Source organism: Zhongshania aquatica (assembly GCF_027257955.1).
Taxonomy (GTDB): domain Bacteria; phylum Pseudomonadota; class Gammaproteobacteria; order Pseudomonadales; family Spongiibacteraceae; genus Spongiibacter; species Spongiibacter aquatica.
Genome location: NZ_JANZNQ010000024.1, coordinates 1 through 18,933, shown reverse-complemented (window position 1 = coordinate 18,933; position 18,933 = coordinate 1). Strand labels below are relative to the sequence as shown.

Here is an 18,933-nt window from a genome sequence, read left to right as displayed (position 1 = left end):
TGCGAGCATATTTTATTGTCACATACTATGACAAAAAAATGATAACAAACATAGTACAAAGCAAAGATTACGCCCAGCTGACCCACTGATACTGTGTATAACGGCACTTTTAACACCTCATAACACTGCAACATTCAAATAAGAACATAGGAATAATATGCTTAAGCTACTTCGCATCGTCGTTACTCTACCGGCAATTCTCTTTCTTATTATTGGCTTACAATGGGCAATAGACCCTGACGGTGCTGCAGAAAGCCTAGGCATGCCGCTACTAGAGGGCCTCGCGCTTAGCTCACAAATTGCCGATACCGGTGCATTCTTTTTAGGCATGGGCCTGATGATATTAACCGCCCTAGTGACGGCAAACAAAGCCTGGTTTTATGCACCAGCACTCATGCTCGCCGCCGCAGCCTTATACCGAATCACTGCGTGGATTTTACACGGCGCCGCGTTCGCGCCAGACATGATTGCGATCGAAGTGATCGTTGCCAGCTTATTGTTAATTGCGTCAAAACTACTAGCTGCTAAACCATGAACGCGTTCAAACGCAAGCTACTAGCGGCATCAGTATTGCTAGTCTTTAGCTATGCCAACGCAGCCCCTAGCAATTCCACCAGACCCAATATTGTACTCATTTTGGCAGACGATCTCGGTTTTAGCGATATCGCCAGCTACGGCAGTGAAATTCAAACACCGTCGCTAGATGCCTTAGCGGCTAGTGGCATCAGCTTTACAAATTATCATACCGCAGCAAGTTGCGCGCCCACTCGCGCCATGCTGCTGACCGGCGTGGACAGCCACAGGAACGGCGTGCCCAACATTCCCGAAAGTATTCCGCCCGAACATCAAGTACACGAGAACTATCGCGGCGTACTGAGTCGTAATGCGGTGACTATCGCCAGTATGCTGCAAAGCGCTGGCTACCACACCTATATGGCTGGTAAGTGGCATCTGGGTAAGGCCCGCGATGAGTTACCGTATCGGCGCGGATTTTCACGCACCATAACAATGGCAGATACCGGCGCGGATAACTGGGAGCAAAAGCCCTATATTCCGATTTATAAGAAAGCGAATTGGTTTGCCGACGGAGAGGAAACGACGCTTCCCTCAGATTTCTATTCATCTGAATTCCTAGTCGATAAAACCATCGAGTTCATTGACTCAAACTCGGACTCACAGCCTTTCTTTGCCTATATCCCCTTCCAGGCTGTACACATTCCAGTGCAGGCGCCAAAGGAATTTACCGAAAAGTATATTAAAACCTATACTCAGGGCTGGCACGTCCTAAGAGAGCAGCGCCAAAAGCGCAGCAAAGAGCTCGGCATTATTCCTGCTGACAGCGACATGATGACGATGAGCAGCACCAATGACTGGGATTCATTGAGTGACGAGGACAAACGTTTTCACGCTAAACGTATGGCCGTGTATGCAGGCATGGTCGACGCGATGGATCGTCATATCGGCCGCTTGATAGCACACCTAAAAGCCACAGGGCGGTACGACAATACAATTTTCATTTTCTCGTCCGACAATGGCAGCGAGGCAACCGGCGGTGACAAGCCTCGCAGTCTATTAAGCCGATTCGGACTAGGGCTTCAAGGCTACCGAAATGATTACGAAACTCTGGGCACTAAAGGTAGTTTTAATACTATCGGCCCCAGCTTCGCCAGCGCCGCCGCATCACCACTTGCTTATTACAAATTTTATGCTGGCGAAGGCGGCATGCGGGTACCTTTAATTATCGCGGGCAAGCCAATAAGCGATAAACCACGTAGGAGCAATGCGTTTACCTATGTCACTGATATCACACCCACCATTCTCGAACTCACTTCGACTACCGCGCCATCTGAGTTTTTTGGTGGACGGCGAATAGAACCCATTGTCGGGCGCAGCCTTGTTGCCCTAAGCCGAGAACAGGTCGATCATGTCTATGGCGATTCTGATACTATCGGCTATGAACTCGGGGGTAATGCGGCGCTTTTTCAAGGCGCATACAAAATCGTTAAAAATCGCGGCCCCGTCGGTGATGGTCAATGGCATTTATACAATATCGTCAAAGATCCGGGAGAGACCAAAAATTTAAGTAACGACATGCCGGAAAAAATGGCGACAATGCTAGAGGCATACAAACAATACGCCGAGGAAAACAATGTTTTGGAGGTTCCCGCTAACTTCAACGGCACCCATCAGGTCGCCATAAACGGATTACGTGATCGCTTCGGTAAGCACATTTTAGTTTTTCTATTAGCAAGTATTATTTGTTTTTCATTTTATATTTCGTATCGCAGAAAGTAGAATTTCCTTTACTATAATTTGGAGCTATTATGATCGTACTACACGGCAATTCAGTTTCTCCCTATGTAAGAAAAGTGCTCGTCGCACTGGCGTTAAAAAAATTATCCTTCGAGCAAATCCAACAGATGCCCTATTCGGGAGATCCTAATTTTTTAAAAATAAGTCCCTTAGGAAAGATTCCCGCACTTCAAGACGGTGATTTAAATATATGCGACTCAACTGTTATTTGTGAGTATCTTGAAGACGCTTACCAAGATCACCCCATCTACCCGACAGACCCACAAACGAAGGCCAAAGCGCGCTGGATTGAGGAGCTCGCCGGTAGCAAGGTAACGGAATTCGCGTCGGGCATTTTCTTTCAACGCTTTATGCGGCCCATGTTTTTAAACCAGGAAACCGACGAAGACCTAGTACAAAAAATCATTGAGAAACATCTGCCCCCAATACTTGATTACATTGAAACAATCGTACCGAAAGAAGGTTTTATTTTTGGTGATTTAACGATAGCCGATATCAGTATCATTAGCCCCTTTATCAACGCGGGCTACGCCAACTACCAGATGGACGCTGCACGCTGGCCCTTATTTTCAGCATTCATTAATCGCGTAAAAGCACACCCTATTGTCGCACCACTATTAGTAGCAGAAGCTGCCATACTAGGGCTGTAGCGGTATAGGCGTGCGGATGAAAATCATAGCTAAGCAGCTGCACTAGCCTGCTAATAATAAAACTCTAAAAAATCGCAAAGGATATAAAAATGACCTTTAAGAATAGCGATATCGACGCTGTTATTACTGCACTTGGCAAACACGGCAGAGGAAGTTTAAATCCAAGCGAGCAGCAATTACGCGCGTTATTATCGAGCGACCTGGGCGGGCCACTGCAGTTCATCAATATGCTGTCTTTTCACGACATCGCTCAGTATGACGAAGATAATAAAGCGGAGGTAAGCGGCGAAGACGCCTACAACCGCTATGGCGCGGTCGCCATCCAACATGTCATGGAACGGGGCGGAAAATTATTTACCTTAAATTCCGTTGAGCAAACACTCATCGGCGCAGACGATGATTGGCATCAAATCATCATCGTACAATACCCCAATGTAGAGGCGTTCATTGATATGCTGCGCACGCCAACTTACCAAGCTGCATTGCATCACCGCGATGCGGGACTTAAAAAAACCAAGCTATTGGTAAGCCGACCACTACTGCCATAGTTAATCCCGGCTGGGCATAAAAGCGCAGGTTAATCGCGTTTATTTACAAGAGAAGAGTAAATGTATGAGCTTTTTAACGCCCTATGTATTTGGCTTGGTAACAAGTAGGCGCTTGCAATACTGGCAACGTGCGCTTGCGGAACGTCGCCGTAAAAAAGCACAGAAACCACATACTGTTACCGTTTACTTACGCATAAACGACCCCTACAGCTATATATTGTTGCAGGTCTTAGAATCCTTATCTAAGCGCTATGATATTGAGTACGACTTTAGAACAGTGCTTCGCCTTCAAAAGGATATGTATCCGGCACCGACGCTTTGGGAGAGTAATGCATTTGCGGATAGTGGTTTTCTCGCCAAAAAGTACGGTCTCGAATTCCCCGATTCGCCACCTGCCCACGCCCCTGAACTCGCCTTAAGTGCTACCGCTCAACTATTGCACTCGGAATTACAAAACGGATACTTAAGCCGTGCCGCCGAGATATTTAAAGCATACTGGCAGGATCAGAGCGACACGCTGAATACGCTTATTGATAAGCGTATTTCCGCCAATCTTGAATGCTATCAGCACCACCTACTCGCCAATGAAACACTGCTGAAAGACAATGGCCACTATCTAAGCGCCATGCTCAAGTATGGAGAAAATCCAGGTGGCGAATGGTATTGGGGCCTAAGTCGGTTGGAATACCTTGAACAACGCTTAACGGCCCTTGGTGCCCTTAAAAACTCAGACATTGGCGCCATTAGCACCAGAGCGTCGTCGGCAGCCAATGAGACCAACATCACCCCGCTTAGCAAAGGCGATAATCATGAGCCCATCACCATGTATTGGTCAGCGCGAAGCCCCTATTCCTATATCGGTTTAGTTCGCGCACGGGAATTAGCTCAACGCTATGGTATACCATTGGTCATTAAACCAGTGCTACCGATGGTCATGAGACGTATGCAGGTGCCTCGCCAAAAGGGCATGTATATTATTAGAGATACCAAACGGGAAGCTGAAAAATATGGCATCCCATTCGGTTTTTCGGCAGACCCTTTGGGCTCTGCGGTAGAGCGCTGCTATGCGCTCGTGAACTACGCAAACAGCAATCATATAGGCAATGAATTTTTGGACGTGTTTGCCCGTTCGGTATGGGCCGAGGGTATCGATGCAGCCACAGATTCAGGAATGAAAAAAATAGTTGAGGCCAGCGGTCTTAATTGGTCTACCGCCAAGCCCCTCTTAGGCAGCGAAGATTGGCGAGACTGGGCCCAAGAAAACTTGCTAGACATGTACGACAAAGGTCTCTGGGGTGTGCCCAGTTTCAGCTATGGCGGGCTCTCCATTTTTGGTCAAGACCGTCTCGACCGGCTTGAGCAAGAAATCATCAATACCCATGCTACCAGCAAGACATAAACGAAAATTCTATGACCCTAGTTTGGCCAATAAATATACTCATCGCCCGGTAAAAACTCATCGGCCAGTGTTTTATCGACAGCGACAGGTGCTTCAATCGTATAAGGATAAATAGGTTTTCTCGCTGACGCAGCATGCTCAGCGAGCAAGCCCTTCAACCTCGCCAACACGACTGGGCGCGACTCAGCTAAGTTGTTCTTCTCGGTAGGATCATCGGCAAGATTGTATAACCAGTCTTTCTTCGGCCGCTCAGACACATGTAGTTTCCAATCCCCGTCTCGTACAACACGATAATAGCCACTCTGCCAAAATAGCGTGTCATGGGGTAACGTTTGCTGTTCTTCGCCTAGTGCCCAAGGCATGACATTACGACCATCGACAACTAAATCCTTAGGTAAAGTCGCACCGGCAGCCGCACTCAACGTGGGCATAATATCGATGTGATTAATCGGTGCATCCACAGTGAGCCCCGCCGGTATTTTCGCTGGCCAACGTATAAACATCGGTACGCGGATGCCGCCCTCAAACATCGTAATTTTCCATCCCCGATACGGGGCATTTATTTTTGGTAAACCCAAATAGCCTGCCCCGCCGTTATCGCTGGTGAAAACAACGATCGTATTTTCGGCAAGCCCCTCCTCTTCCAAGCTCGCCATAATTCGTCCGACACTGCGATCCATCGCTCGCACCATGGCAGCGTAAACCCGTAAACGATGAGGTTGAATATCGCCAACGGCGTCGTAATCTTCGCGGGTAGCTTGCAGTGGCGTATGAACCCCCCAATGCGCTAAGTACAGAAAAAACGGCCGATTCTTATTGGCCTTAATGACTTTAATAGATTCATCGGTCCAATAATCAGAGAGATAGCCCGCCGGCTTAAATCGTTCATCACCACTATTATTGAAGGATGCGGCGTACTGCATTTTTGCCCATTCGAATTTATCAATAGGATCAAAATCCAGTTTTGCATTTACCACATTAGGATCATCTTCTGGCAGGTGCATACCGCTCGCCATGAACAGGCTCTCATCAAAACCTTGAGCGTTCGGTGTGAATTCCGCGCCGCGGCCCAAATGCCATTTGCCAATATGAACTGTGTGATAGCCTTTGGTTTTTAACATTTCGGCAATAGTGATTTCCGATCCCGGCAAGCCTTTGTCTTCATAACTCAAACCACCCAGATCCGCTTCTCGATTATAAAAAGCGGGCGGCAAACCGTGATTACCACTGTTGGCAATTTTGACTACCGCTGGACCCATCCCCGATGGAAGCGGGGTAAATTCAAAACCTGTTCGGGTCGGGTAGCGGCCAGTCATAATCATTGCACGCGACGCGGCACAGATGGGCGCTCCCGCATAGGATTGATTAAACACCACACCACCCGCCGCCAAACTATCTATATTGGGTGTCTGCACTCGTCCATTGGCTACGCCGCCACCAAAGGTAGAGATATCATTGATACCTAAATCGTCAGCTAGAATAACAATGATGTTAGGAGGCACAGGGCCGTTGGTGTCTGCCGCGACAGCGGGCCCCTGCTGCCAATCAATAGGACGATTTGGGCCTATTGGCACTTCCCGCTCAGCTTTAAACTTGACGATAGCAAGCATGACATCAATACGCTTAAGCCATAAACCGCTACCGGCAAAAACAACCACGACCAGTAAGCCGAGCAGAACTTTCGTTTTCATGACCAAACACCTTTTTATTATAATATTGCGCCAAAAAAACTAATGTCACATATAATGACATTTAAATCAACGGATCAGATAGCCACCTCGTACACACCACATTAACGAAAGCCACGCCGAAGCAATACAGCCTCTTCACACAAAATATACAGTATGTAAAAAATGGCCATAGCGCCACTGAAATACGGTAGTATTAGCTACACATCTGACCGCCGCACAAGTACCAACAATGAAAATAGTCCCAACAATTATCGCACTAATATTTTTAGCGATTTCTAGCGCAAACAGTAGAGCTGACGACAGCCTGTGTCTTAGCTGTCATGCAGACCAAGCTGCAGCGTGGCAGCAGTCCCATCATTACAAATCTATTCAAGTCGCCACCCCCGACACGGTGCTCGGCCTCTTTAACGGCGGCGGCGCGTCTTACAATAGCGATACATTTAAATTCAATTCAGAAGACGGCAAGTTCTATGTCTCAATTAACCACGCAAGCAAGGCCGCCGAGCGATATGAGATTAAATATACCTTTGGATTTTACCCACTCCAGCAATATTTGGCGGAACTCCCCAAGGGGAAATACCAAGCATTGCCGGTGGCATGGGATAGCCGCGCCCCAGAAGAAGGCGGACAACGCTGGTATGCATTGGAGTCTGATCTGGAATGGGATCACTATGCTTACACGTGGAATACCAGCTGTGCCGAGTGTCACTCTACCGAATTCAAGAAAGCCTACGATGTTGATAGCCAAACCTTTGGAAGCCATTTCAAAGAATTGAATGTAAGTTGCACTGCCTGTCACGGCGATGCTAGCGGCCATACTGCATGGCTAAGCCGTGGCCAACAGTCCCAAGCTCACGCGGGATTTAGCCAGTCACTGAAGGAGTTGGGGGACTGGTCTCGCACAGCAGACCAAGCCATCGCAACGCGCAAAACGCCCCCCCTAGGCACCCAAGTTTCAAGCTGTGCGCAATGTCACGCCCGCCGCACAATTATTGATACCTGGTCCCTTGATAAAACCATGCTCGACCACATTCAGATCTCACTCACCTCGCCGCCACTTTACTACCCAGACGGCCAAATTAAGGAGGAGGTTTTTGTTACTGGCTCCTTCCTACAAAGTAAGATGTACGCCGCCGGCGTTGTATGTAGCAACTGTCATGACCCGCACACAACAAAACTAAAAGCACAGGGCAATGCTCTATGCAGCCAATGTCATGCACCACAGGTTTTCGACACTAAAAAACACCACCTGCACGACGACAACAGTGCGGGTAGCCAATGTGTTAATTGCCATATGCCCGCCACCACTTATATGGGTGTAGATGACAGAAGGGATCATCGCTTCGGTATTCCGCAACCTCAAAATACCATTGACTTCGGCATTCCAAATGCATGCATGCAATGCCATAGTGACAAAATCCCAACGTGGGCAGCAGAACAAATATCGACCAATCTCAAAAAATATATTGGCGATCAGCACGCTGAAGTTTTCGCCGTACTAGAACAACAACCCAGCTCCACCTTGGCACTCACCAAACTCCTGCAAACTCAAACACTGGCCGAAATCATCTACGCCTCTGGACTCACCCAGCTAAACACCACTACTGAGGACGCCGCCCTTCGACTTGCTGCAGAAAATTTAGCGAGCGACAAAGCACTGCTGCGAATAGGCGCCATTACTGCCATCGGGGCGCTGCCACCGGCTCAGCGGGGTAGCTACTTAATCGGTATGATCAATGATCCCAGCAAAGCAGTTCGAATGACTGTCGCGCGCTTCCTAGCAGGCTCAACAAATGACACCGCACTAAGTGACAAGCAAAGACGCGAATTAAATAAGCTGTTAAAAGAATACGAAAGCTCACTGTTAATAAACAATGACAACCCCGCAATACAAATCGCACTGGGCGAACTATACCGACACACTCATCGCTACGATCAAGCCGAGACCGCATACAATCACGCGATTGCCATTGACAGAAAATACAGTCCTGCCTATATCAATCTCGCAGATTTACATAGGGCAATGGGAGACGAAAATCTTGCGCTCAACGGCCTTATGGCGGCGAGCAAATTACTTCCTAATGATACTGACATACTCTACGCTTTATCACTGACCTATTTTCGCCAACAACAATACGACAAAGGTTTAGCGAGTTTACAAACTGCCTATGATTTAGCCCCCACTAGCAGCGATATCAACTATGTGTACGCAGTCGCACTAGAACAGCTTGGCGAGGCCGATAAAGCACTCGCGGTGTTGAAGACATACCTTTCTCAATTCCCGACCAATGTTGTGTTGCTAGAGTTAAGCGCCCGTTACAATTTGAAATACGGTCACACGCAACAAGCCCTCGATGAAATCCAAGCATGGCTAACACTTAGCCCTAGCTCTAGCAACGCCCAAGCACTATACCGGCAAGCTCAATACTTAAATACTCAGCGCAAAAAAGGCAACGACACGCCATAAACATCGCGACTCAAACTAAAAAGGATAGGTAATGGCTCGACCCTATATGAATAAAATCGATCGGCGAAAAATGCTGCTAGACACCGCGGCTAAGATAGTCGATGAATATGGGTGGAACACACTCAGCATGATCACCCTTGCTGAGCATGGCAGTGTCAGTCGCCAACTGGTGTATCAAAACTTTGATTCTATAAACACCCTGACCGAGCAAACTGCCTCTTATATGTTCGAAGAGCTCTATACAGAAACCCGAAGTGTCTTACGAGAACACGGTGACGATATCGTCATCGCAATTAGCAAAGCTCAGCAAGTCTTATTTCGTTTCCCGGAAGGGCGCGTTCAAGCACTTTGGGCACTTTTGGCAGATAACACATCGCACAATACGCCGTTTAGCGCCGTGAGCCGCCGCTACAGAAAATTAATATCTGAAATATACACACCTATTATCTCGCGAACGATGAATCTAGATACCGAACAAGCAGGCCAAGTCGCGTGGTTATTGATGATGTCATTTTGGGGTGGCCAACAGCTCATTCATGACCAGACCATCAGCGAAGCTAGATCGCTAGAATTACTGCAGTGGTATATCGAGCGTCTCGTGGCGGGCTGCAAAATCTCTGATGCCTGAGTTGCAACTGACACCTATTAAAATTTTGCGGCCCAACAAGACTCAGTAGGTATAGCGCGCCGTAATACCCAACGCGCGCTGGGGCAAGGTAAATGCCTGATAAGACCCTTCGATGGAGCCCACTCTTGCATCTACGACGGTGTGGATATTCGCCGGGGCAACTTGATTAATGATCTCCTCATCAGTGATATTCTTGCCCCACAAGGCGAAATCAACTGATTCATTACGCCAGCCAAATCGCAGATTAGCCACGCTTGACGAGGGCATTTCGAACTGAGGGTCTAGCGATGAACTGGCATTGGCTGAACTGGAATAGACATAATCTAGTCGAGAATACAGATCGCCACCAGAAAATGGCTTACGCCAGTTCAACGCAATATTGGCTTTAAACTTTGTTCCCGACGGCAGTCCCTCTCCACTTAAATCACACTGACCTGCATCGTTATCTGGCTCCCGTCCGTAATAGCACTGGCCGCCGGTATACTTATCGTACAAGGTATCGATGTACGCCAAGTTTACCGTTGCCATCATGTTCTCGGTCAAGATCATAGTGGAATCGATTTCAATTCCATCCACTGTTACTAGTTCGGCGTTATTCACAATAAACACTAAACCCGCATAACTGGCATTTTGAAAATCTTTGTACTCGGTATGAAAAATAGACGCATTGACCCGAGCACGGCGATCGAGAAATTCTGACTTTGCTCCCAGTTCAACATTGATCACGTTCTCCTCATCAAAAGGACGCAACTCATCAGTGGCAGTACCATTTTGCAAACTAAAACCACCGGACTTAAAACCTGACGAGATCGAGCCATAAAGCATAGTATCGCTGCTCAAAAAATAACTCGCGGACAGTGAACCAGTCACTGCTTCAAAGGCGTCTTTTTGATCAAAGTTATTTCCGTCCGGCGTTACCTGGCAAAGCAAATTTGTATTCAGTGGCGGCACACAACCTAAAGGAGATAGCTGGGTACTTTGATTAACCACGCCGTGCTTATCTTCATAGGAATAGCGAATCCCGACGGCGCCTTTCCATTTTTCGGTAAACTCAAAATCTAGTTTTGCAAATACACCAAGGTTATTAGTGTCTTGAGTAATATAGTAATCACCTCGGTCACCCTCTACCCCAAAAGCAGGAATCACCAAAGGCAATAAATTCAACGGCAATACACCGCCAGAAATCAACTCATCAACAATCGCATCACCGTAGGCTTCAACGTCTTCCGTGGTGATAAATTCGGGCAAGCTTTTATCACCACGAATAAATTCATTAGTGAAGTAAAAGCCACCAAACAACCAATTGAATTGTTCGCCACCATCTGACGCAATACGGAACTCTTGTGAAAAGGAATTGCCGCGCTGCCTATCGTTAAAGTCAGCAATTTTCAAACTGCTTTGCTCAACATCTCCAACAATGTTTAGCCCATCGTAATCATCGTAACTGCTTATCGATGTCAGACTATAGCCATCACCGGCGTAACTAACATTCAAAATAATGTCGTTCGAGTCACCCTTGTAGTAGCTTCCGTCTGCGTAATCAATAAGCTTATCGCTGGCATCATTGGGAATACCTAAACTACCACCGGCATTACGCACAATACGCTGACTGGCCTCGCTTAAATAGACATCACCGGTTAAGGTATTCATATCTTTTTCTGCATAACCAACGATCAGCCGCGCAGTGATTACATCAGAAAAATCCGCCCGGAGTTGACCTCTAACGGCGTAGCTATTCAAGCCATCAGCACCGGGGCCTGCAACGTTATCCATCAGCTCACCACGGCGGGTATCAACGACACTTAGTCGCCCACTAAGCCAGTCATTTAACGGGCCGCTGACATAGGATTTTATTTGGCGCAACTCGTCGCTACCCAAATTCACTTCAAACATCGCTTCCAACTGTTCTGTTGGCCCCTGCGTCTGAACGCTAATCACACCCGCCGTCACGTTCTTACCATGGAGGGTACTTTGTGGACCTTTTAGAACCTCCACAGAACTGACATCAACTAAATCACCAATGCCAATACCCGACCGGGAGCGGAATGCACCGTCGATAAACAATCCGGTGGCGGGTTCAAAATTCGGGATATTGCCAGCATTGCCGATATTGCGAATTCGGAATGTCGTTGCCAGCGGACTAATATTAGTCAGCACAATTAGCGAGGGGACTTGCGCAGCAATATCGCCAATATCATTGAAACCGATATCAACAAGCTGGTCGGCGGTAATCGCAGATACCGACACCGGCACGGTTTGCATGTCTTCCTGACGCTTTTGCGCAGTGACAATCACCTCCTCTAATTGCGCGGCGTGCAGAGACGTAGTGAAAATTGCACCGGCGATAGCCAAGCCAAAAACACGATCATTTTTATTGTTCATTTTTTAATACCGGACACGGCCTGAAAAAGTACTAATGCGGGGTGCGTCGACAAGAAGCCCGCTTTAGTTTTTATTATTGACCTGAATCTATCAAAAAATTTACACGGCGTAAACTTTTAAATATGATAGCTCCTGATCCGCCCGCCAAAAGAATAAACAATGATTCACTCAGCGAGGAGGACACCATGAATACCACAAAGAACAATGCCAAAAATTAGACGGACAAGGTATTTCAAAACAATAAGATAGGCCCAGTCATAAGCTCTTTGCTAAGAGCACCAGGAGATGAATATGACGAATAAATTGATCGCCCTCTTTTGCATCATCACGCTGTCGGGATGCCTGCCGTCCGGCCTGACCAGTCGAGTTATGGAGATAGGGATAGAAAAACGCATGTCCGCCAATACGGTGGATGAGCTCGACGATGGCCTGCACTTTGCGCTTTGTGGTGCCGGCGGCCCAATGCCCGCGCCGAAAGCCTCTGGACCATGCTCAGTGGTCATCGCCGGTAAACGCATATTTGTCGTTGATGCGGGCTCCGACGGAGTACGAAACATAATGCGCATGGGCTATCCCGTTGGAAAAATTGAAGCGGTGTTTCTAACTCATTTTCATTCCGACCACCTCGACGGCCTAGGCGAAATGGGCACACTACGCTGGGCAGGCGGCGCGAACAAAAACCCCCTACCCGTGTTTGGCCCAGAAGGGATATCAAACGTAGTCGACGGGTTTAACATGGCCTACAGTCACGACGCTGCTTACCGTCATGCACATCATGGTGACGTGGTTGCCCCGCTGAGCGGAGCCGGGCTTATCGCTCACGCATTTGAAAAACCCGCCCAAGGCGAACTCACCGTCTTATTAAAAGACGAGGATTTAACGATCGAAGCGCTGGCCGTCAATCATGCCCCCGTCGATCCAGCCGTAGCTTACCGATTCACCTACAAAGACCGGTCACTACTCATTACCGGCGACACAGTAAAGTCAGCTAATATTCAGCAATTTGCGAAGGGCGTTGATCTACTAATACACGAAGCCTTAGCACCAAACCTAGTCATGCTCATGAACAAAGTGGCGAAAAAGACCGACAATACTATCGCGGATCATATAACCCACGACATTCTCGACTACCACGCCAGCCCAGTAGAGGCAGCTGAAACAGCACGCGACGCAGGCGTTGGCCATTTAATTTACTACCACATCGTACCACCGCTGGTGATGCCTGGGCAGAAAGCCCTCTACCTTAACGGTGCGGACAAGATATTCAAAAATTACACCATTGGTGAAGATGGCGTGGCGTTTAGCCTTCCCGCAGGCTCAAAAGAAATTATTCAAACGAGTGACAGCCTATAGCCCTCCACAACACAAGAACCTTGTGTCGACAATCTTAGGGGCAGCCCAGTTCATGAAAATAGAAGTGGGTACCTCTCAAATAGTAAGTTGATATATGTTTAGCACTTCAAGAAACATACAAAGCTATTCTGAAATCATCCATATGCTTCATATCAAAACCCTATTTTGTGTAGAATGAATCGAGAGGAATATTGTTCAAAGCCCTAGTGTATATATGCCGATCCGAATGCGATGGGTTAGTCCCTGACTTCAGGATCATTGAAATGAATAGACTAAAGCGCATCAACGTCTTTAAAAAATTACTGATACTTATATCACTAACATCCAGCCATGCAGGTTTGGCTGTTGAGCTCGCCAGAATAGAGGGCTTTGGCCCTATTTCCCGAGGGCTTGCTGGAGGAGGCGTAGCTCACCAAACCGGATCAGCTGCAATCATACTGAACCCAGCAACGCTCCTATCCAATAAACTCGGCCACGAACTCATGGTGCAGGTTTCCGAGATTCACCCCGCCATCGACGTCCGCAATAATGACACCAACGAAGTAGTTAGAACGTCTAGCCTAGGAAATAACCGCGGTCCCTACGACTTACCCGAAATAGCCTATAGTTACCGGGGGGATGACTGGGCCTTTGGTATTGGCATTTTTGCCGCCGCGGGTTTTGGCATCGAGTATGGCCGCGACTCATTTCTTTCGACCACCAGCACAGGAACTGTCGCCACCGGACTAGAGACGTCAAGCCGCCTAACCGCATTAAGAATCCCGATCGCTTTTGCCTGGCAAGCCACAGAAACACTCCACTTAGGCGCAGCACTGGATATCGTTAATTTAGGACTTAATTTAGCGACCCTCTATGACGCCAAACAAGTCCAAATGTTGAGACAGCAGAACCGCGCATCAGGCGGACTGGTCAATATTGTCGGCGCCCTCCCCACTCTTGCCGGCGTACATCTCGACTTCGTTTACGACCACCCAATCTCTGGCGGCCTAGCTGCCTGGGGCATAGGTGGAAGAGTAGGCGCCACCTGGCAAGCGACGCCCCAAACGAGCCTCGGCCTGAGCTACGAGTTTGAGACCCAGCTTACTGATTTGCGGGGAAAGGGTCGCCTCACTGCGGTGGATATCTTAAACAATCACATCCAAGTAAACGGTGAAGGGCGATTTGAAGACATGCAATTACCGGCCTCCATTGTTATTGGCGTATCACATAGTTTTACGCCTACGTTTGCCGCGACTGCGGATCTTAGGCGAACCTACTGGAAACACATGCTCAGCAATGCCCAATTTTCCTATAAAGCGGAGGGAGGGTTCTTTAACGGCTTAGAATTAAACGCGCTTTTACCCCTTGGCTTCAACAACATCACGTCGCTAACCCTTGGAATAGAATGGGCGGCCAGCGACCAATGGACATTCCGCAGCGGTGTATCCCATGCGATTCAACAACTGGTAAAAGATAAGAGCTTAAATGGCACGGTACCTACGCTCACGCGCAACCACCTCGTTGCCAATACCAGCTATCAATGGCAAAAACGCCACGAGTTAACACTGGGAATCTCGTATGCATGGGCTCCTCCAGTGCACAACCCCGGAAACAATATCGGTAGCATTCCTCCCATCACCGGACGTAACAGTCAGGTGACACCGGTTATCTCGTATCGGCTTAGTTACTAACTCTTTACCAATGCGCTCAAAAGCGAGTAAAAAACTAGCTTCCAATATTCGCCGTCTTCTCACTTAGGCAAGCGCAGAGCCTATGGCTCAACGACAAAAATCAACTAGACCACAAAACTTAAATATACAAGCACATTAGATGCGCTCAACATACTACCCGCCAATATTGAGCCAAACTCAATAGTAATTTACCAAATCACTATGGTATGCTCTAGCAATTCGATATAAACAGTGTTTTTATAATCACAGTTTACATCAATAGCTATAGCTTATTAGACGCATTCAAAGGACAAGGTATGAGCGAGAACATAATTCTGTATCAACTCAGCAATAGTGGCATAGCCACAATTACTCTGAATCGTCCCGAGATACACAATGCCTTTGATGACACTGTGATTGCCGCTCTTACCACCGCCTTCAAACAAGCCGACGAAGACCCCGCCGTGCGCGCTGTGGTACTGGCCTCTACCGGTAAGAGCTTTTGCGCCGGTGGCGATCTAAATTGGATGCGTCGCATGGCGACCTATACCTTTGAAGAGAATTTGCGCGATTCCAACATGCTGGCCGAGATGCTGCGCACGCTGAATTCTCTCTCTAAGCCCACAATTGCGCGGGTACAGGGTGCCGCCTACGGTGGCGGCGTCGGCTTAGTTGCCTGCTGCGATATGGCAGTAGCCTCACCCGAGGCCGTATTTTGTTTGAGCGAAGTGAAGGTTGGTTTGATTCCAGCCACCATTGGCCCCTACGTAGTTCGCGCAATTGGCCAACGCGCCTCGCGCCGCTATTTCACTACCGCCGAGTTAATCAGTGCACAGAAGGTCCTAGATCTGGGCTTGGTATCTGAAGTTGTCGCCAGCAACGAGCTCGACGAGTGCATTGCCGGTATCACCAAGAATTTGTTACGCAATGGCCCCCGCAGCGTCGGCGAAGCCAAACGCCTAGTACTGGATGTGGCCGACGGCGAAATAGACGCCGCCATGATTGCCGACACCAGCCAGCGCATTGCTGAGACCCGCGGCTCTGACGAAGGCCGCGAGGGGCTGACCGCCTTTCTAGAGAAACGCAAACCGGCTTGGATTAAATAATCGCTTTATAACCGAACCCACTTAACTCGATTAACACGCAAACAGGAACGTATTATGAGCCAAGATAAAACTGTGCTTATCGCCAATGGCCAAGGCTTCTGGGGCGACAGCCTTTTAGGTCCGCTGCGCCTCGTTGAAGAAGGCCCACTGGATTACCTGACGCTGGATTATTTAGCCGAAGTGACCATGAGTATTATGCAGAAGCAAAAGCTGCGTAATCCTGAGGCGGGCTACGCTACCGACTTCGTAGAAATGCTGCGTCAAATTCTACCGACCTGCCAGAAGAAGGGCATTAAGGTGATTGCCAACGCCGGCGGCGTGAACCCCAAAGGCTGCCTTGAGGCGATTCAAAAGGTGGTCAAAGAGCTGGGCATGACCGGCATTAAAATCGGTATCGTTGAAGGCGATGACATTCTAGAGCAGCTGCCTGAACTGATAGCCTCTGGCGAGAAGTTCAAAAACCTAGACAATGGCGACGCAGTTGATTCCATTCTCGATAAAATGTCGAGCGCCAACGTCTACATCGGCGCCAAGCCGATTGTTGACGCACTAGCTCAAGGCGCTGACATCGTGGTGACAGGTCGCTCGACCGATCCATCACTGGTTTTGGCGCCACTGATTTACGAATTTGGCTGGTCGATGGACGACTTTGACAAGCTCGCCGCAGGTACCGTCATGGGTCACATCCTTGAGTGTGGCGCCCAGTGTACTGGCGGTAACTATAACGACTGGCGCAATGTGCCTGACTTCGCTCGTATCGGCTACCCTGTGGTTGAAGCCAAAGCGGATGGCACCTTTGTGGTAACTAAGCACGAAGGTACAGGCGGTCTTGTGAACATTGATACTGTGACCTCGCAGCTGATGTACGAACTGGGCGACCCAGTTAACTATTTAGGGCCCGACTGCACCTCCGACTTCACCACCATCAAGCTAGAGCAAGATGGTGTCAACCGCGTTCGTGTCAGCGGCGTGAAGGGTTCAGCGCCAACGCCTACGTACAAAGTGTCTATGTCGTATGAAGATGGCTACAAGATTGTTGGCCAGCTAACCTACACCGGCCCAGATGCGATAGAGAAAGCCAATCTTGGCGCCGCCATCTTGTTTGAGCGTGTCGGCATGTACGGCAAGCCGATTCCAGAAGCAGACCGCTTTGTTGAGTTGTTCGGCACCAATGTGTGCTACAAGGGCATTGTGAAGCAAGAACAAGAGCCCAGCGAAGTGCTATTGCGCGTCGGCGCCAAAAGCCACGACAAGAACCTACTGAATATTTTGGCTCGCGAACTGGCGCCGCTTATCACTAGCGGCCCTGTTGGTGTAACCGGCTTTGCGGCTGGCCGTCCACGCCCGACCGAGATTGTGGGGTACTGGCCTGCATTGATCGACAAAACTAAAGTCACCACCCGCGTGATCGTGGAGGAAGTATAAAATGGCCCGTGTACAATTATTTGATGTAGCAATAGCTCGCTCAGGCGACAAAGGTGACGGTTCTAATGTAGGTATTAAAGCCCGCACACCGGAGCTGTATGAGTTTCTGCGTGCAAATTTAACAACTGCGGTAGTTAAAGAGCACTTTAAAGAAATCTGCTTTGGCGACGTAAAGCGTTACGAACTGCCCAACCTGCAAGTATTGAACTTCATTCTTGAAGACTCACTTGGTGGTGGTGGCACCGAAACGCTGATCATGGATGCCCAGGGCAAGGTGCACAGCCTAGCACTGCTGCACATGGAAATGGATATTCCGGATGCACTACTCGCCTAAACTCTGAGCGCCACATCCGATATACTCTTCATTCAGGCCGGTTCTCCGGCCTGAATGCTGTATCACTTTCCAAAAGCAATATAGTAAAACAAAACCAATGTAACTCCATTCTCCAAAACCGACAAAGTGACCAACCATGAGCGGAATACTCAGCGCCTTACATCAGCAAGCCAAACAAACGCCTAAGCGCGTTATTCTGCCAGAGCACTACGACCCTCGCGCAATAACTGCCGCGACGATACTTGCCGAAAAAGGTCTAGCTACACCGATTCTAATAAGTGCGCCAGGCAACACTGAATTGTCCGCGGGAATAGAAGTCTTTGACCAACATCCAGATGCAGAGACTTGGCGCACTAAAGCAGTCATCGCCTTTACAGAGGCGCGAGCGGCTAAAGGCATGACTGAAGAAAAAGCACGCGAGGCTTTGCAAAACCCTGTTTTACTCGCCGCAGTACTCGTTAAACTTGGCTACGCAGATGCGGGCGTTGCAGGCTCCACTGCGACTACCGCCGATGTACTGCGGGCAGGTATTCAAGGCCTAGGTTTAGCCGCGAACACAAAGCTGGTATCGAGCTTCTTCCTAATGGAACTGAGTGACGGCAGAGTCGTTAGCTACGCAGACTGTGCGGTTATACCCGACCCCAGCAGTGACGAGCTAGCAGACATCGCGATCAGCAGTGCCGCTAGCTATCTTCGCCTAACAAAGGAACAACCCAAGGTCGCTATGCTGACTTTCTCGACAAAGGGTTCGGCTAGCCACCCCCGAGTCGACAAAGTCATTGATGCCCTAGCCCTTGCCAAACAGCGCGCACCTGAACTTAATATCGACGGTGAGATGCAATTTGACGCCGCCTTTGTGCCGGTAATCACCCCGATAAATAGCTGGAGCGATAAGTAGAATTTTCTCATAATAGTTTGAAGGAGATTCTGCATGAAAGTACCCCGTTATTCAGATAGCCAGATTATGGCCATTCTTAAGCAAGCTGAG

The 18,933-nt window shown here is 48.7% G+C and carries 15 protein-coding genes; 13 read left to right on the top strand and 2 right to left on the bottom strand.

Annotated features, from left to right (window positions below; translation table 11 throughout):
* Positions 1-157: 157 nt before the first annotated feature.
* The 5 genes from O9X78_RS17380 (at position 158) to O9X78_RS17360 (ending at position 4,910) form a co-directional block, all read left to right on the top strand.
* Complete coding sequence (locus O9X78_RS17380) at positions 158-535, top strand: DUF4345 family protein (RefSeq protein WP_269620979.1); 378 nt, start codon at positions 158-160, stop codon at positions 533-535.
* Positions 532-2,295 carry an arylsulfatase gene (locus O9X78_RS17375; protein WP_269620978.1) on the top strand — a complete coding sequence of 588 codons (1,764 nt, stop codon included), beginning with the start codon at positions 532-534 and terminating at the stop codon, positions 2,293-2,295. The genes O9X78_RS17380 and O9X78_RS17375 overlap by 4 nt, the downstream gene beginning before the upstream one ends.
* Before the next feature lie 29 nt (positions 2,296-2,324).
* Complete coding sequence (locus tag O9X78_RS17370) at positions 2,325-2,963, top strand: glutathione S-transferase family protein (RefSeq protein ID WP_269620977.1); 639 nt, start codon at positions 2,325-2,327, stop codon at positions 2,961-2,963.
* Positions 2,964-3,052: 89 nt separating this feature from the next.
* Positions 3,053-3,511 carry a DUF1330 domain-containing protein gene (locus tag O9X78_RS17365; protein ID WP_269620976.1) on the top strand — a complete coding sequence of 153 codons (459 nt, stop codon included), beginning with the start codon at positions 3,053-3,055 and terminating at the stop codon, positions 3,509-3,511.
* A 64-nt stretch (positions 3,512-3,575) separates the two neighbouring features.
* The gene (locus tag O9X78_RS17360; protein ID WP_269620975.1) at positions 3,576-4,910 is read left to right on the top strand and encodes a DsbA family protein; all 1,335 of its coding nucleotides are present in this window, start codon (positions 3,576-3,578) and stop codon (positions 4,908-4,910) included.
* A gap of 17 nt (positions 4,911-4,927) precedes the next feature.
* Here O9X78_RS17360 and O9X78_RS17355 read toward each other — a convergent pair whose 3' ends face one another.
* Entirely contained in the window at positions 4,928-6,601 is a 1,674-nt protein-coding gene (locus O9X78_RS17355; protein WP_269620974.1) for a sulfatase, read from the bottom strand.
* Between the two features lie 229 nt (positions 6,602-6,830).
* Here O9X78_RS17355 and O9X78_RS17350 point away from each other — a divergent pair, with 229 nt between their 5' ends.
* Together O9X78_RS17350 and O9X78_RS17345 are read left to right on the top strand one after the other, a co-directional pair.
* Positions 6,831-9,068, top strand: a complete 2,238-nt coding sequence (locus tag O9X78_RS17350; protein ID WP_269620973.1) for an ammonia-forming cytochrome c nitrite reductase subunit c552 — start codon at positions 6,831-6,833, stop codon at positions 9,066-9,068.
* A gap of 31 nt (positions 9,069-9,099) precedes the next feature.
* Positions 9,100-9,696 carry a TetR/AcrR family transcriptional regulator gene (locus tag O9X78_RS17345; protein ID WP_269620972.1) on the top strand — a complete coding sequence of 199 codons (597 nt, stop codon included), beginning with the start codon at positions 9,100-9,102 and terminating at the stop codon, positions 9,694-9,696.
* Between the two features lie 42 nt (positions 9,697-9,738).
* Here the strand turns inward: O9X78_RS17345 and O9X78_RS17340 are convergent, their stop codons facing one another.
* On the bottom strand, positions 9,739-12,078 hold the full coding sequence (locus O9X78_RS17340; RefSeq protein ID WP_269620971.1) for a TonB-dependent receptor: 2,340 nt from the start codon (positions 12,076-12,078) through the stop codon (positions 9,739-9,741).
* A 291-nt stretch (positions 12,079-12,369) separates the two neighbouring features.
* Here O9X78_RS17340 and O9X78_RS17335 point away from each other — a divergent pair, with 291 nt between their 5' ends.
* The 6 genes from O9X78_RS17335 (at position 12,370) to O9X78_RS17310 (ending at position 18,843) form a co-directional block, all read left to right on the top strand.
* Positions 12,370-13,431: an MBL fold metallo-hydrolase gene (locus tag O9X78_RS17335; RefSeq protein WP_269620970.1), complete on the top strand. Its 1,062-nt coding sequence runs from the start codon at positions 12,370-12,372 to the stop codon at positions 13,429-13,431.
* Between the two features lie 263 nt (positions 13,432-13,694).
* Positions 13,695-15,101 (top strand): OmpP1/FadL family transporter, encoded by a 1,407-nt coding sequence (locus tag O9X78_RS17330; protein ID WP_269620969.1) that lies wholly within the window; start codon positions 13,695-13,697, stop codon positions 15,099-15,101.
* Positions 15,102-15,397: 296 nt separating this feature from the next.
* Positions 15,398-16,186 carry an enoyl-CoA hydratase/isomerase family protein gene (locus O9X78_RS17325; RefSeq protein ID WP_269620968.1) on the top strand — a complete coding sequence of 263 codons (789 nt, stop codon included), beginning with the start codon at positions 15,398-15,400 and terminating at the stop codon, positions 16,184-16,186.
* A 54-nt stretch (positions 16,187-16,240) separates the two neighbouring features.
* Positions 16,241-17,611: an acyclic terpene utilization AtuA family protein gene (locus O9X78_RS17320; protein ID WP_269620967.1), complete on the top strand. Its 1,371-nt coding sequence runs from the start codon at positions 16,241-16,243 to the stop codon at positions 17,609-17,611.
* Between the two features lies 1 nt (position 17,612).
* Entirely contained in the window at positions 17,613-17,945 is a 333-nt protein-coding gene (locus tag O9X78_RS17315) for an AtuA-related protein (protein ID WP_269620966.1), read from the top strand.
* Positions 17,946-18,081: 136 nt separating this feature from the next.
* Positions 18,082-18,843 carry a phosphate acyltransferase gene (locus O9X78_RS17310; protein ID WP_269620965.1) on the top strand — a complete coding sequence of 254 codons (762 nt, stop codon included), beginning with the start codon at positions 18,082-18,084 and terminating at the stop codon, positions 18,841-18,843.
* The last annotated feature ends 90 nt before the right edge of the window (positions 18,844-18,933 follow it).